We start from the raw sequence: 15,242 nt of genomic DNA on the forward strand, positions 1-15,242 counted from the left end.
GGAGCTTGCGGGGGAGTTAGCTGGGGCGTTGGCGGTGTCGCGGCGGTAGTAGCGTTCGCCGGAGATGAAAAGGAGTTCGGTATGGGTATCGGCCCAGAGGTGTTCGTGGGTATGGCAGGGTTCGCGGTAGTCGTGTTCCAGCATCCAGAAGCATTGGATGTAGGGTTGGAGGACGGGTGGCGGTGGGTATTCGTGGTAGAACATGGTCGGGAATGCCGAAGGCTTAATGAATATAGGTATAATCTTGTATAATTTCTTATATTCGGCGCCTCTTAACTGACCTTACAAATCTCCACTCATATTATGAATAAAAGTTTATTGACGACTGCCTGTCTAGCTATTGCGGTGACCGTCGGAGCACAATCGCCCCGCGTGATCACCACCGATGAGTATGCGCATGCCGAGAGCATGCTTAATTACAATACCGAACCGCTGATGGACCGGGCGATGGTTCAGCCGAACTGGGTTTCGGCGAGCCTGTTCTGGTACCGGGTGCTGACTCCGACGTCGAGTGAGTTTGTGCTGGTGGATGCGGCGAAGAAAGGGAAGACGACCTATGCCGACCGGGGGGCGCTGGCGCAGGCGATCTCCACTGCTCTGGGCAAGCCGTTTGATGCGTCGAAGCTCGGCGAAGGGCGGCGCGGCCGCGGCGGCAGGGGCGGTGGGCTCGAAGTGCTTTCGCCGGATGGAAAGCGGGCTGCGTTTATCCGGGATTGGAACCTGTGGGTGAAGGAAGTGGCCACGGGGCAGGAGGTGCAGCTGACGACCGACGGAGAAAAAGATTTTGGCTATGCGACCGATAATGCCGGATGGAAGACCGGTGAGGGGCCGATATTGCGATGGAGCGCCGACGGGAAGAAGATCGCGACTTTTAAGGACGATCAACGCCATGTCAGCGATATGTACCTGGTGACGACGAATGTGGGCAAGCCTACGCTGCGTGCCTGGAAGTATCCGTTGCCGGGGGATTCGGTGATCCCGATGATCCAGCGCATCATCGTCGATGTGGATGCGAAGAAAGTGATCGTGCTGAATGTGCCGCCGGACCCGCACCGCGCAACGCTGAGCGATGATATCGCGAGCAGCGGAACCTTTGACGATGTGGACTGGGCGGAGGATGACGCGCAGCTGGCCTTTGTTTCGACCTCGCGGGATCACAAACATGAGAAGTTCAGGATCGCGGATGCCGCTACGGGCGCGGTGAGGGAGGTGTTCCAGGAGGATGTGGCTACACAGTTTGAATCAGGCAGAGGCGCTATTGATTGGCGTTACCTGGCCAAGACAAACGAGATCATCTGGTATTCGGAGCGGGATAACTTTGGTCATCTTTACCTCTATGATGCGACGACCGGAAAGGTGAAGAATCCGATCACGCAGGGGGAATGGGTGGTGTCGCGGCTGGTGAAGGTGGATGAGAAAAAACGTGAGATCTATTTTATGGCGGTGGGCCGGGAGCCGGGCTGTCCTTATTTCAATCATTTTTATAAGGTGGGCTTTGATGGAAAGAAGCTGCAGCTGCTGACGCCGGAGGAAGGTAACCATACCGTTGCCCTCTCGCCATCGGGCGATTATTTTGTCGACAGCTGGTCGACACCGGAGACGCCGCCTGTCGCGGTGTTGCGGAATGCGGAAGGAAAGGTGGTGACGCCGCTGGAGAAGGCGGATGTGTCGAGACTGGTGGCGGCGGGCTGGCAGGCGCCGAAGTTGTTTAGCGTGAAGGCGCATGATGGCAAGACCGATATCTATGGGTTGCTGTTCACACCGAAGCACCTCGACAGTACGAAGAAATATCCGATCATCGATTATATCTATCCCGGTCCACAAGGGGGTAGTGTCGGCAACTGGGGTTTTGCGGCTTCGCGTAATGACAACCAGGCGTTGGCGGAGCTCGGGTTTATCGTGGTGGAGATCGAGGGGACGAGTAATCCGTACCGGTCGAAGAGTTTTCATGATATGGCCTATGGGAATATGGCGGAGAATACATTGCCGGATCAGGTGTCGGGCATCCAGCAGTTGGGCAGGCGATATCCGTTTATCGATGTGGACCGGGTTGGCATCTGGGGGCATAGCGGCGGTGGTTTTGCGACGGCAGGAGCGATGTTCCGGTACCCGGATTTCTTTAAGGTCGGCATTTCGGAGTCGGGTAATCATGACAACCGCAACTATGAGGACGACTGGGGCGAGCGGTATGACGGGTTGCTGGTGAAGAATGCCGACGGGACGGATAACTATACCGCGCAGGCGAATGAGAACTATGCGAAGAACCTGAAAGGGAAGCTGATGCTGGCGCATGGCCTGATGGACAACAATGTGCCGCCGGCCAACACGCTGCTGGTGGTGGAGGCCCTGGAGAAGGCCAATAAGGATTATGACCTGGTGGTCTTCCCGAACAGTCCGCATGGATATGGGCCAAATGGGCCGTATATGATGCGGCGGCGGTGGGATTATTTTGTGACCAATCTGATGGGGGCGATACCGCCGCATGAGTATCAAATGAAGCCGAAGACTGATCCGAGGAATATGCAATAAATCAGTTTATGAAAAAGAGAATACTTATTGTTTTAATTGCCGTTGGATTACTTTCCTGGGGTGTTACGGGGCATCGGACCGTGGGGAAGATTGCCGCGAAGCATCTGACTCCCGCGGCGAGTGCGGCGGTGCAGGAACTATTGGGGAGCGAGACGCTTGCCGATGTGAGTACCTGGGCCGATGAGATCCGCGGTCAGGCGGAGTACCGGCAGACGGGGTCCTGGCATTATGTGAACCTGCCGTTGGGGTTGAACTTTGCGGAATTCCAGAAGAAGGTGCAGGGGATGAGCGAGGAGAATGTTTACAGTGCGTTGCAGAAGATGGAAAAGAAGGTGGTCGATCCGGCGACGCCGCGGGAAAAGAAGGTGGAGGCGCTGAAGTTTATCGTGCATTTTGTGGGCGATCTGCATCAGCCGATGCATGTGAGCCGGGCCGAAGACAAGGGCGGCAATTCCATTCAGTTGAATTTCAACGGAACCGGGACGAACCTGCATAGCATCTGGGACAGTAAGCTGATCGACCGGCTGGGGCTGGGTTATGAGCAGCTGGCCGAGAAGGTGGATCATGCTACGCCGGCGCAGATCAGTCAGTGGCAGAAGGACCCGATGATCAAGTGGATGTGGGAGAGTTATACCATTACTTCGAAGTTATATGCCGAGGTGGATGCGATGAAGAGCCGGGCGATCGATGATAAGTACTATGAGGAGCATATTGCGACGGTGGAACAGCGGCTTGAGCAGGCGGGTATCCGGCTGGCCGGGGTGCTGAACAGTTTGTTTGCCCATGGTGTTGTGGTAGGACCGGCGACGGCCGGTTCGGGCGCGGGGAATGGCGCCGGTTCGAATGCCGGTGCGGGCGCAGGCGCGAATGCCGGGAAGCTCGAGGCTAAGGATGCGGCGGCGCATGTGGGCGAGACGGTCACGGTGACGGCGAAGGTGTTTGGCTATAAGGCGTTGGATGGGTTGACGCTGGTGAATCTTGGTGCGGCTTTCCCCGATCAGCCGCTGACGGTGGTTTTGCGGGGTGAGGCGACGGGGATGGCGAAGGAGATCGATGGGAAGATGATCCGGGTGACGGGGAAAGTGGAGATGTATAAGGGGAAGCCGGAGATCGTGGTGCGGGATGCGAAGATGATCGAAAAGGAATAGATCGAGAACAATGATCAATAAAAAGAGAGGTCGCCCGTGAGGGCGACCTCTCTTCGTTTAAGGGGTTACCGTAGCGGCCGGGCGGGGACGCCGGTTTTTGTGATGGTGACGGGGTGGATGCGGCCGTCGGCGTCGAAGGACATGCGGTCGATGCAGGTGACGCGATGGTTGGCGTCGGTTTCGCCGAGGGGGCGGCGGTGGTAGACGATGTAGTATTCGTCGGTGTTTGGGATATGGATGACCGAGTGGTGGCCGGCGCCGGTGGCGACGGCGGTGTCCTGTTGGAGGATCTTGCCGATCCGTTGGAAGGGGCCGGTGGGTTTGTCGGCGATGGCGTAGGCGACGGAATAGTTGGGGCCGCCCCAGCCGCCTTCGGACCACATGAAATAATATTTACCGTTGCGGCTGAACATCCAGGGCCCTTCGACATAGTCTTTTGGTGTGATCTCTTTGAAAGTCGTGCCGTCGGGGAAGGGTTCGAAGCCGGTGAAGTCGGGTTTTAGCCGGGCGATGTTGCAATGGCGCCAACCGCCATAGATCATATAGTATTGCCCGTCCTTATCCTGGAAGACGGCCATATCGATGGGTTGGGCGCCGTTGTGGAATTTGTCGATGAGGGGCTTTTTCAGGTAGTCTTTATAGGGGCCGCCGGGGTTGTCGGCCACGGCGACGCCGATGCCGCCGATGGCGCTGTCGTTCTGGATATCGTTGGCGGCGAAGAAGAAGTAGTATTTACCGTTGTTTTTTGTGATGGCGGGCGCCCACATGGCGCGATGGGCCCAGCGGACGGCGGTGGTATCGAGGATATGGGGGTGTTTTGTCCAGTGGATGAGGTCGGGGGAGGAGAAGGCGTCGAAGAAGACTTGCTTGTTGTATTTGTCGGAGAAGGTGGGGTAGACCCAGTAGGTGTTGTCGAAGATGGCGGCTTCGGGGTCGGCGTACCAGCCGGGGAAGATCGGGTTGCCGGAGGTGGGTTTCGCGGCCGCGGAGGTTTGGGCCGATGCTGGGGCCTGGGCGGTTGCGAGGAGAAGGGTGAGGAGGGCGCTGAAGAGGAGGGTGAGTTTTCTCATGACTGCAAATTAGGGTGAAATGGGGACGGCTTTGTAACTTAGGGCATGAAAAATTTCCTCTTTGCCGCGCTGCTGATGTCGGGCGCGATGATGGCGCGGGGCCAGGTGACGGCGCCCACGACTTCTTACCTGATCAAGGCCGGTAAATTTTTTGACAGCGAGACCGGCGTGTTCAAGACCCATATGGTCATCCTTGTCAAAGACAAGAAGATAGAGGCTGTCCGCACGGAGCAGGAGTTGAGCGAGGCGGATCGTGCCGGGCGGCAGGTGGTGGACCTCTCCGCCTATACCGTGTTGCCTGGGCTTATCGATTGTCACACGCATCTGCTGTACCGGGAGGAACTTCATCCGGGCAACCGGGTGGAGTCGATGGATATGATCAAGGAATTGACGACGGAGGGGGATGCATACCGGGCCATCTATGGGACGGCGCGGGCGCGGGCCTATCTGGATGCGGGGATCACGTCGGTGGAGGACCTGGGGAATTCGGGTCAGTATGGGGATGTCGCGTTGCGGCGGGCGATCGAGGAGGGGTTGGTGCCGGGACCGAGGATGCGCTGTGCGGGGCGTGGGTTGTCATCGGAAGGCGGGCAACTGCCGGGGCTGATCTATAAGCACCGGGACCTTGTGGCCGATGAGTACCGGGTTGTAAAGGGGGCGGAAGATGGTGTTCAGGCGGTTCGGGAAAATGTGACGCAGGGGGCTGATGTGATAAAAATCTATGCCAATAATACTCCCAATAATACGATGTTAAGCGTGGAGGAGATCAAGGCGATCGTCGGGGAGGCGCATCGTTATGGCCTTCGCGTAACGGCGCATGCCACGGACAACCGGGCGGTGTATAATGCCGTCATTGGCGGGGTGGACGGGATCGAGCATGGGTACAGTGTGGATGATACGACCTTTCAGCTGATGGCGAGGAAGGGCGTGATCTTTGTGCCGACCGATGGGGACAGCCTCATCTTTACGAAGTATGCGCAGCTGGCGAATCCCGATGACAAGACGGCGATCCCCAGGGTCATGGGATTCCGGCGATATCTTGGGTTGCGGTTGAGAGCGGCGCTGAGGGCCGGGGTGACCGTAGCGGCAGGATCGGATGATTATGTGGATGTCAAACTTCCTTTTGCGGCCCTTTCGAAGCATACGATCATCGGGTATGTGGAGTCGGGGGTTCCCGTGGCGAAGGCGTTGCAGTTTGCGACGGTGAATGCGAGCAGGCAGTTGAATTGGGCGGGTGAGGTCGGTGTTTTGAAGCAGGGGTATTTTGCGGATATCCTTGCGGTGGATGGGGATCTGGATACCGATATCCACGCGATCATGAATGTTCATTTTGTGATGAAGGGCGGCGAGATCGTGGTTCAGTAGCCAGTATCCGGGCGGCGATATTCTTCAGTGCCGGCGTTTGTTCGCTGAAACGCTGGAGCAGCGTGGCCTGGTTGAGCGCGCGGACGTAGTTGTGTCCTTCGTAGCTGCTGCCGTAGTAGGGGTCGCCGAGGAGGTAATCGGTGATAAAACGAAGGGCCTGCATATAGAGCAGGAATTCTCCGGCATAGACGAATGATCTTTTTTCTTCAGGGGTCAGGACGTCGATCATTTCTTCGAGATATCCTCTTACAATGGCTTCAAAGTATTCCAGGCGGACCGCGATGCGGGAAGTATCGCCTTCTTCTTCGCTTACTGGTGAAAGATAGGTTCTGAACATATCGCCGACGTCGCTGATGAAGTAGCCCGGCATGACGGTATCGAGATCGATCACGCAGATCCCTTTATCGTGCCGGTCGAAGAGCACGTTGCTGATCTTTGTGTCGTGGTGGGTGACGCGAAGTTTGAAGCCGGGGTTGGAAAGGATCTCTTCGTAGCGGGTGACCAGGTGGTGTTGGGTGGCGAGGTAGCCGATCAGTTCGCCTGCTTTGCGGAGGCGGTCGGGGTAGCCTTTTGCGAGGGCTTCGCGGAAGGTGCGATAGCGGAGGGGAAGATCGTGGAAATGGGGCAGGGTTTCGTGGAGCTGCCCGACTGGAAAGCCTGTCATCATCCGGGTAAAGGCGCCGAATTGGCGGGCTGCTTCGAAGGCCTGGCCGGGGTGGTCGACGACGTCGACGGTGATGGAATCTTTAATAAAGGGAAAGAGGCGGAAGAAGCCGTCCGGACCGGTGCTCACCAGGGTGGAACCTGATAATGCGGGCACCGGTCGCGGAAAAACGGCGTCGGGAAAGTGGGTTAAGAGATAGCCGCCGACTTTTTCGATGTTTTCGGCGATGAGGGCCGGCGAGGAAAAAATATCCTGGTTTATTCGTTGTAGGATGAACTTGTCGTTGCCGGCGCGGACGGTATAGGTTCGGTTGATGAGACCGCTTCCGTGTGGGGTTACGGGTGTGTCGGGAGGGAATCCATACGCGGCTAAGACGGCATCCAGCATTTATCACGGGTTGAGCGATTAAATGTACGGCCCGGGAGGGAGCGCCGGTGATGCAAACGATTGCACGAAATTGGGGGCGACTGGCGGGGGATGGATAGGGACAGATGCGGGGAGAGACGGATTGCGGGGAGAGGGCGGGCTGGCGGCGAGTGGAGGCGGGAGAGGACGGGCTGGCGGCGAGTGGAGGCGGGAAAGGACGGGCTAGCGGCGAGTGGAGGCGGGAGAGGGCGGGGCTAGCGGCGGGAGTGGATGATGAGCTGGCCGTTGATGACGAAGTTGAGATAGGATTCGGGTTCGGCTTTTTGAGGGTCGCTTTGATTATCGCGGGCGATGAGATCGACGAGGACTTCGGCGGCCTTTGCGCCTTGTAAATAGGGGTATTGTTCGACGGAGGCCATGGGCGGGTGTTCGAGGTAATGGGTTATCGGGAGGTTGGCGTAGCTGACGAAGCAGATATCCTTATTGATCTTTAGTTTTTGCTGCCGGGCGTATTGCATGGCATCGAGGGCGATATAGTCGTTTATGACGAGGATGGCGGTTGGTTTTGGGCGTTGGCTGAGGAGATGCTGCATGGCGCGGTGGGTGCCTTCTTTTGTAAGATCGGTGGAGGTGACGAGGCCCAGGTCGATCTTTAGCCGTTTGCGGATGAACACCTGTTTATAGGTTTCGGTGCGTTCATGAGAAGAGCGCATTTCTTCGGGGCCGTTGATGACGCCGATGCGGCGATGGCCTTTGTCGATGAGGAACTCGATGGCTTCGCGGGTGCCGCTGTTCATATTCGAGTAGACCTTGTTGAAGTCGGGGGTGGCGGGGACGCGGTCGAAGAAGACGACGGGGATATTGAATTTTTTCAGGGCGGTGAAGTGGTCGTAGCTGGTGGTGTTCTTGCTGAGGGAGACGATGAGGCCGTCGACGCGGTTGTTTTTCATGGTGGCGACGATCTGGCGTTCGCGGTCGACGTCATCTTTGGACTGGCCGATGAGCACGCTGTATTTATTGCGGATGGCGATCTCTTCGATGCCGTTAATGGCCTGGGAGAAGAACTCTTCGCCGAGGTTGGGGAGGACGACGCCGATGGTGAAGGTTTTGCGTTGTTTGAAGAAGATGGCCGTCTGATTGGGTTCGTAGTCGAGCTGGCGGGCGAGTTGTTGCACGCGCATCTTCGTCCGCAGGCCGATGCCGGGGTGGTCGTGGAGGGCGCGGCTCACGGTTGATACCGAGACATTGAGCTGCCGGGCGATCTCTTTGATGGTGGGGAGTTTTTCTTTCACGCGGTAAATGTAGGGGCTAGGGCCAAATTAAAAAACTATTAAATAACAAGCCGTTTTCAAGGTGTACAGAGGGAGCTGATTAGTTTTCGCTTTCAATGAAAACGTACTTGTTGTTGTTTTTTGGGTTCATGCTCGGTGGGCCGGTGGCGTTGGCGCAGGTTACGATCAAAGGCACTGTTTATGATCAGACCCAGCGATTTGTCCTGCCGGCGGTGAGCGTGATGAGCAGCAGCGGCATTGGTACGGTGACGGATTCGGCGGGGCGGTATCATATCCGGGTGCCGTCGGGCGACAGTATTTCCTTTTCTTATCTGGGGCGGAAGACGAGTATGTTCCCTGTCAGCGAAATTCCGGTGGGGGTGCCTTTTGACATGAGCCTGGCGGTGGCCATCGATTCGCTGCCTACGGTGCTGGTGCGGGAACCCAACTACCGGGTTGATTCGCTTGAGAACCGGAAGGAGTATCAGAAAGTATTCGACTATGCGCCGGGTTATTTGAAGAATATGAAAAGCAGCAATATGCGGCGGCCGGGTTTTGGGGTGGGGCTCGATCTTGATATGCTGCTGAACCCGAAGGCCAACCGGCGGATGCTGGCGTTGCAGAAGCGGCTGGAGGACGAGGAACAGGATAAGTATATCGATCACCGGTGGAACCGGGCGATGGTGCGCCGGGTCACGGGTCTGGAGCCGCCGAAGCTGGACAGCTTTATGCGGCAGTACCGGCCGACCTATTCCTTTGTCCAGAGCTGTGATACGGATTATGAATTCTACAAATATATTCAGGAGTGGGGGCGAATATTTGAGGAGAATTGGAAGGTGCTGCATAAAGAGTAGTACATTGTGGTTGCCATAGACCGCCTAATGAAAAAAATAACCTTACTGCTAGGAGCGTTTCTGCTGACTGCTTTTGGATTCGCCCAACAACCTACGCCCGGTGGGCCGTTCATTCCTACTTCTTTTATGCCGAAGAAAGCCGACACACTCGGCGCCTATCCGCATTTTGTGGTGTTTGGCGATCTCAACCAGGACGGCAAGCCAGATCTTGTCGTTTCGCGGGGGAGTTCGGGTGTTGTCGATGTGCTGACGAATGCGAGTACCGGTGGGAGCATTGTATTTAGTGTGCCCCTGGGTCTTACCGCGACGGGGACGGATCATGAGGGTGCGGCCGTGGGTGACCTGGATGGGGACGGCAAGCCGGATATCGTGCTGACGAATGCCATCGATCTGAATTCGATCTCGCTTTTTCGAAATACGGGCAGCGGGGGTGTCATCAGTTTTTCGGGGGCGCAGGATCTTGCGGTGGTGGATGCGCCGTACAGTGTGGCGATCGGCGATCTTGACGGGGATGGGAAACCGGATCTGGCGGTGGCCAATAACGGCGGGACGCAGATCTCGCTTTTTCGGAATACGAGTACTCAGGGAAATTTTTCTTTTGCGCCGCGGGTGGACCTGACGGTTGGGTTGGCGCCTTATGGCGTGGCGATCGGGGACCTGGATGGAGATGGCAAGGCCGATCTTGTCGTGAGTACGCAGGGGACGGGGGCTGCTTTGTATGCCGTGAAGAACCTGTCCACCGTGGGGGCGTTCTCCTTTGGGACGCCGATCGGGATTGCTTCGGGGAGCGGGTTTACGGTGGCTATCGGCGATCTTGACGGGGATGGGAAGCCGGATATCGCCGAAGCGGCGGCTGCGGCGATCATCGTCGTGAGGAATGAGTCCACCACGGGCAGCCTTGTGTTTGGCGGCGCGCAGAATTTTTATACTGCGAGCTATGCCGTGGGGGTGGTGATCGCCGACCTGGATGCGGATGGCAAGGCCGATCTTATCTGTCCCAACCGATTTACCAATAATATCTCTGCCTTTCATAATACCGGCTCTTCGGGTACCATCTCTTTTGCGGCGCATGTCGAATATGACGTGGATGCGGATCCGTTGAGTGTGGCGGTGGCAGACCTGGATGGGGATTCGAGGCCGGATATAGCGGTGGCCAATAGTGCGGCCCCGACGATCAGTGTGTTGAGAAATATCATCGGCGCCAATATAGCGCCCGAGGTGACGGGCTTTACACCTGCGCATGCGAACAGCGGCGGGCATGTCACGATCACCGGTGTCAACCTTGGCGGCGCCACGGCCGTGAGTTTTGGCGGTGTGGCGGCGCAGAGCTTTACCGGGACGCCGGCGACGAGCGTGGATGCGGTTGTGGGGGTGGGAGCCAGCGGAAATGTCAGTGTGACCACGCCTTATGGGGTTGCGGCGTTGGGCGGGTTTACCTATGACGGGCCGCTGATCAGCGGCTTTACTCCAACTATCGGGCTTGCGGGGACGGTGGTTACCATTAATGGATCCAATTTAACGGGTGCGACGGCGGTGAGCTTTGGCGGGGTGGCCGCGGCTTCTTTTACGTTGAACTCGCCGAACCAGATAACGGCCACGGTTGGGGCGGGCGCCAGCGGCGCCGTGATGGTGACGACGCCGATGGGATCGGTCTCGTTTGGGAGCTTTGTATTTGGGGTGCCCACGATCACGGATGTAAGTCCGGGTTCGGGCGCCGTGGGTAGCAGCGTGGTGTTGTCGGGTACGAATTTCGGCGCCACTCCTGCTGCCAATACCGTTTACTTTGGCGGGGTGCCCGCGACGGTAACGGCTGCGAGTACGGGCTCGCTGACGGTGACAGTGCCGACGGGGGCTGCCTATCAGCCGGTGAGTGTGACGACCAATGGTCTGACGGCGTATTCTTCGAAACCTTTTAGCGTTTCCTTTACGGTGGATAGTCCTACTATTACCAACCGGTCGTTTGCGGCGGCGGTGCGGGTGAGGACGGGTTATTGGCCGCGGACGCTTGCGGCGGGTGATCTCGATGGCGACGGCAAGGTGGATGTCGTGACGGGGAACGCGAATGATAACAGTCTTTCGGTGTTGTTGAACACCAGTGTGCCGGGGGCTGTGGCTTTTGCGCCGGCGATGTCGCTGCCGACGGGGCCCGATGTGATCAAGGTGGCGATGGGGGATATCGATGGGGATGGCAAGCTGGATCTTGTGGAAGTGAATTTCAATAATGGGAATGCGAGTTCGTTCTCGGTGTACCGGAACACGAGCGTTTCGGGAGCACTTAGTTTTGCTCCGAGGGTGGATTATCCGACCGGCAATGGATCGACGGATGTCGTCCTTGCCGATATGAATGGGGATGGGAAGACGGATATCCTGGTGCCGAGTGGTAACTCGGCGATCTGGTCGATCTATTTGAACCGGTCGACGGCGGGGGTGATCGCGTTTGACCCGGCCGTCTCTTATACCGCGCTTGGGCATGCCGAGAATCTGGCGGTGACGGACCTTGACAATGACGGCAAGCCCGATGTGGTGATTACCAATTTCAGCAGCAGCGATATCTCGGTGTACCGGAATCAGAGCAGCGGGGGTGTGCTGTCGATGGGCGTCAGTACGGATTATGACCTGGCTGAGGGGGCCAATGCCACTTTTGTCGCCACTGCCGATCTGGATGGGGATGGGAAGCCCGATGTCGGGGTTTCGAATTATTCGCTTAATACCGTCAGTCTTTTCCGCAATACGAGTACGGCGGGGAATGTGACGTTGTTTTTGCAGCAGAACCTGACGCATCCGCCGACCACGCTGAGTTTTGCCGATATCAACGGCGACGGGAAGGTGGACCTTTGTTCGGGTGAGATGGTGACGGGCAAGCTGTCGGTGTTCCAGAATACGTCCGCGGCGGTAGGTCTTTTCTCGTTTAATAACAATGTAGATCTCAGTCCCGGCAGTCTTGATGTCTTTACGGCGGTGGCGGATGTGGATGGGGATGGCAAGCCCGATCTGCTTGCGGTTGCGGCCGATCAGAATAGTCTGGTCGTATACCGGAACAGGATGGGTGATCCGTCGATCCATTCGGTGGTGCCTGACAGTGCGGAGAAGGGACAGACGGTGACCATTAATGGGAGTGGGTTTACGGGAGTGGTGGCTGTTTCGGCGGGTGGGGCGCCGGTCGATCATTTTACCGTGGTGGATGCGAAGACGATTCGTGCGGTTGTGGGGAATGGGAATTCGGGGAGTGTGGCGGTGAGGACGGCTTCGGGGAATGATTCGCTTGGCGGTTTTCATTTCATCCCGCAGATCAGCCCGAACGGTCCTGTCGTGGCTTGCGGAGGTGCGTCGGTGATCCTTGGGTCCACTGCCGGATCGGGCAATCAATGGTATAAGGATGGGACGATGCTGGCGGGGGATACGGCGGCGATATTAACGGCGACGGCCAGCGGGGTCTATTCGGTAAGGGTCACGACTAACGGGATCACGATGGCGGCGGATTCGAGTGCGGAGGTGAATATCCTGAGCGGTGCTGCGCCGGTGATCACGCGGAATGCCAATAATGACCTGGTATCCAGCGATACGACGGGTAATCAATGGATGTTGAACGGAACACCGATCCCGGGTGCAACGGATGTGCGTTATCATCCCACGCAGACGGGCAGCTACACCGTTCAGGCGACGATCGCGGGTTGCACGACCGATGTGTCGGACCCCTATTCTTTCGTCGCCAGCGGGCTTATCGATCTTGGGAACGGGCAGTTTGTGAGTTTGTATCCCAATCCGGTGAAGAACAGTCTGAATGTTTATTGGAATATCAACGGCAATCCGACGCTGGATGTCGTGATCTCGGACCTGGAGGGGCGGCAGATGCTGACGGTGAGTCATGTGTCGAACGGGACGGTGCTGGACCTGACGGGGCTGCCCAGAGGGGTTTACAATGTGAAGATCTACAGCAGTGACTCTTATAAGATCAATAAGACGGCGAGGATCCTGAAGGTGGACTAGCCGGTTATGGGTCAGAAGGTTTAGTCGATGGGGATGGCTACGCCCCATTGCGTTGGGAACTGGCTTCGCGCGGCGCCGGAGCTGTCCACGATATAAACGACCGTCGGGATGCCGCGCACCGGCTGACCCGGGGAGCCGACTGTTACCTGCCATACTTTCACCAATTTTTTGCCCGATTCTTTTACGGTACTTGCGGGTGCATAGATGGCGTCAATGTAGCCTAATACCGCCTCGAGACAGGAGTCGTGGAGCTGGATCCCATTGAGGTTCATGCGGGTGACTGCGACAACATTGTCGCGGGAGGTGACCGCGGCCTGAAAAGTTTTTATAAAAATACTGCGGAGGGCTTCGGGGGTTTGGTGGCCTGTGCTGTCGGGACCGGGATAGTCGTATTGGGAATTGTGCGTGCTCGATGGGTTCAGGATGCCATCTTTAAAGGTCCAATAATAGAATGGGGGGACCAATAGGGGCAGGCCGTTGATGAACGGGGAGGCGAACACCGACTGGTAGTGCGTGGTGATGCCTGAGGCCATGTAAGTTTGGTTGTTATAAGTAGTGAAATGCATGCCGGCCGTGGAGAGGTTGTTGGCGGCGAAGAGGGACCGGATCGTGTCGAGTTGATTGGCGTTGACCGTTTTGGGGGTGGCGGGGCTGGGAAGGATGGAGATGCAGCCGCTGTCATGGATGGTCCTTTTGCAGGCGGCGACGCAGATGATCAGCGCCAGGATAAGGGGGGCTTTTTTCATTTGGCAGTTTTGCTCTATGACAAGGGAAAACCGATCAGCGTTGCATTGCGGTACAAGGGAGCGTATTCTAAGTTAAAACCAAATATTTTTTAGGCCGCCAGCCTGATTTCGTATTTGGACTGTCTTTTTACGACGGCGAACAATCGCTCGACGAGTTTGGCTCGGATGATGTTTATTACGCTCATTTTGGGCTTACCCTCGGCTACTTTTTGTTCATATTTGCGCTTCAGGTCCTGGTCCCACCGTACGGCACAGATAGCGGCCATCGTCAACAGGCATTTCAACTTTTTATTGGCCAGGTGGCTCACTTTCGTTCTTCCCCGGATGCTACTGCCGGACTCATGTTTAAAAGGAGCTACTCCGCAATAACAGATCAGCTTTCTGGCGTCAGAGAAACGGGTGCAGTTCTCTGTGGCTATGATAAAATGAACGGCGGTAGCAAAGCCTATTCCGATAACACTGGTGGCCAGTTCGTAATTTTTGTTTAGTCCCGGATCTTGTTTCAATAGCTCTTTTATGGCTTCTTCCAACTGCTTAATTTCCTGACCCAGCACCTGCATGATATAGGTGCTGGACTCGCTTATTTTTGAGTTTAATTGCTGCCCCATCTGGCCTTCCAGCTCTTTTATCCTGGCCTGATAAGAAGCCTTGTCACCCACTAATTTATCCCGATAGTTCATCAATTGCTGAAGCTCCAGGAGATTGGCGCTCATCGGCTTCATAGGCTGTAGTTCTTCTTTGCGCATCCACCCATATTTGCGGATAAACCTCGCATCGGCCTTATCCGATTTGCCTCTGATCATCCCCAGGGAACGTTTAATATCCAGCGCTGGCCTTTTCACATAGGCAATTCCCTGGCTATACAAGTACTGCTCCAATCCATAGGTATAGATCCCGGTATGCTCCATCACCACCAATACCTCTTCCAACTGGCCTTTACACTGCTTTTTAAGCCATTTTCCCAGTTGTTTAAACCCCTGAGCTGAATTGGCCACGGCGTCAAGCTGCTGCCGCTGAACATACAAATGACAATCTAAAGTGCTTTTTGATACATCAATACCCATGATGTTACTGATCTTCATAACTTTACTTTTAGGAATAAAAAAGAGTTGCCCTGCTGCTAAGACCTTTAATAGCCCATTACGGCTAATATTCTAATTTGCGCGAGGCAACCAGAAAAGGAAGAGAGGTCTAATACGCAACTCGGAACCGTTAATTCCAGTCGCACTCGTAGTTCACCTC

At 56.4% G+C, this 15,242-nt stretch carries 11 protein-coding genes; 5 read left to right on the top strand and 6 right to left on the bottom strand.

The window, feature by feature from the left end:
- The coding region (locus tag VGM48_RS13650) for a DUF6597 domain-containing transcriptional factor (RefSeq protein WP_331579975.1) at positions 1–204 on the bottom strand (204 nt) is incomplete at its 3' end.
- A 99-nt stretch (positions 205–303) separates the two neighbouring features.
- On the opposite strand from VGM48_RS13650, the gene VGM48_RS13655 reads away from it, so the two are divergent.
- Together VGM48_RS13655 and VGM48_RS13660 are read left to right on the top strand one after the other, a co-directional pair.
- Positions 304–2,529: a S9 family peptidase gene (locus VGM48_RS13655; RefSeq protein WP_331579977.1), complete on the top strand. Its 2,226-nt coding sequence runs from the start codon at positions 304–306 to the stop codon at positions 2,527–2,529.
- Positions 2,530–2,537: 8 nt separating this feature from the next.
- Positions 2,538–3,677, top strand: a complete 1,140-nt coding sequence (locus tag VGM48_RS13660) for a S1/P1 nuclease (RefSeq protein WP_331579979.1) — start codon at positions 2,538–2,540, stop codon at positions 3,675–3,677.
- Positions 3,678–3,742: 65 nt separating this feature from the next.
- On the opposite strand, the gene VGM48_RS13665 is transcribed toward VGM48_RS13660, so the two are convergent.
- A complete protein-coding gene (locus VGM48_RS13665; RefSeq protein ID WP_331579981.1) occupies positions 3,743–4,747 on the bottom strand; it encodes a glycoside hydrolase family 43 protein in 1,005 nt (334 codons plus the stop codon).
- 45 nt (positions 4,748–4,792) lie between these two features.
- Between VGM48_RS13665 and VGM48_RS13670 the strand changes: the two genes are divergently transcribed.
- Entirely contained in the window at positions 4,793–6,112 is a 1,320-nt protein-coding gene (locus VGM48_RS13670) for an amidohydrolase family protein (protein ID WP_331579983.1), read from the top strand.
- Here VGM48_RS13670 and VGM48_RS13675 read toward each other — a convergent pair.
- The gene (locus VGM48_RS13675; RefSeq protein ID WP_331579985.1) at positions 6,063–7,163 is read right to left on the bottom strand and encodes an aminoglycoside phosphotransferase family protein; all 1,101 of its coding nucleotides are present in this window, start codon (positions 7,161–7,163) and stop codon (positions 6,063–6,065) included. The genes VGM48_RS13670 and VGM48_RS13675 overlap by 50 nt on opposite strands.
- A 233-nt stretch (positions 7,164–7,396) precedes the next feature.
- Positions 7,397–8,434 carry a LacI family DNA-binding transcriptional regulator gene (locus VGM48_RS13680; protein WP_331579987.1) on the bottom strand — a complete coding sequence of 346 codons (1,038 nt, stop codon included), beginning with the start codon at positions 8,432–8,434 and terminating at the stop codon, positions 7,397–7,399.
- Between the two features lie 95 nt (positions 8,435–8,529).
- Here VGM48_RS13680 and VGM48_RS13685 point away from each other — a divergent pair, with 95 nt between their 5' ends.
- Together VGM48_RS13685 and VGM48_RS13690 are read left to right on the top strand one after the other, a co-directional pair.
- Entirely contained in the window at positions 8,530–9,267 is a 738-nt protein-coding gene (locus VGM48_RS13685) for a carboxypeptidase-like regulatory domain-containing protein (protein WP_331579989.1), read from the top strand.
- Positions 9,268–9,294: 27 nt separating this feature from the next.
- Positions 9,295–13,254 carry an FG-GAP-like repeat-containing protein gene (locus tag VGM48_RS13690; RefSeq protein ID WP_331579991.1) on the top strand — a complete coding sequence of 1,320 codons (3,960 nt, stop codon included), beginning with the start codon at positions 9,295–9,297 and terminating at the stop codon, positions 13,252–13,254.
- Positions 13,255–13,274: 20 nt separating this feature from the next.
- Here VGM48_RS13690 and VGM48_RS13695 read toward each other — a convergent pair whose 3' ends face one another.
- Together VGM48_RS13695 and VGM48_RS13700 are read right to left on the bottom strand one after the other, a co-directional pair.
- A complete protein-coding gene (locus tag VGM48_RS13695) occupies positions 13,275–14,000 on the bottom strand; it encodes a hypothetical protein (protein WP_331579993.1) in 726 nt (241 codons plus the stop codon).
- Between the two features lie 89 nt (positions 14,001–14,089).
- Complete coding sequence (locus VGM48_RS13700) at positions 14,090–15,082, bottom strand: IS110 family transposase (RefSeq protein ID WP_331579995.1); 993 nt, start codon at positions 15,080–15,082, stop codon at positions 14,090–14,092.
- Positions 15,083–15,242: the final 160 nt, after the last annotated feature.

The organism is Puia sp., from assembly GCF_036500295.1.
Classification (GTDB): Bacteria; Bacteroidota; Bacteroidia; order Chitinophagales; family Chitinophagaceae; genus Puia.

Coding starts and splice junctions, on each gene's coding strand:
- VGM48_RS13655 (WP_331579977.1), top strand. CDS start 304: ATGAATAAAAGTTTATTGACGACTGCCTGTCTAGCTATTGCGGTGACC.
- VGM48_RS13660 (WP_331579979.1), top strand. CDS start 2,538: ATGAAAAAGAGAATACTTATTGTTTTAATTGCCGTTGGATTACTTTCC.
- VGM48_RS13665 (WP_331579981.1), bottom strand. CDS start 4,747: ATGAGAAAACTCACCCTCCTCTTCAGCGCCCTCCTCACCCTTCTCCTC.
- VGM48_RS13670 (WP_331579983.1), top strand. CDS start 4,793: ATGAAAAATTTCCTCTTTGCCGCGCTGCTGATGTCGGGCGCGATGATG.
- VGM48_RS13675 (WP_331579985.1), bottom strand. CDS start 7,163: ATGCTGGATGCCGTCTTAGCCGCGTATGGATTCCCTCCCGACACACCC.
- VGM48_RS13685 (WP_331579989.1), top strand. CDS start 8,530: ATGAAAACGTACTTGTTGTTGTTTTTTGGGTTCATGCTCGGTGGGCCG.
- VGM48_RS13690 (WP_331579991.1), top strand. CDS start 9,295: ATGAAAAAAATAACCTTACTGCTAGGAGCGTTTCTGCTGACTGCTTTT.
- VGM48_RS13695 (WP_331579993.1), bottom strand. CDS start 14,000: ATGAAAAAAGCCCCCCTTATCCTGGCGCTGATCATCTGCGTCGCCGCC.
- VGM48_RS13700 (WP_331579995.1), bottom strand. CDS start 15,082: ATGAAGATCAGTAACATCATGGGTATTGATGTATCAAAAAGCACTTTA.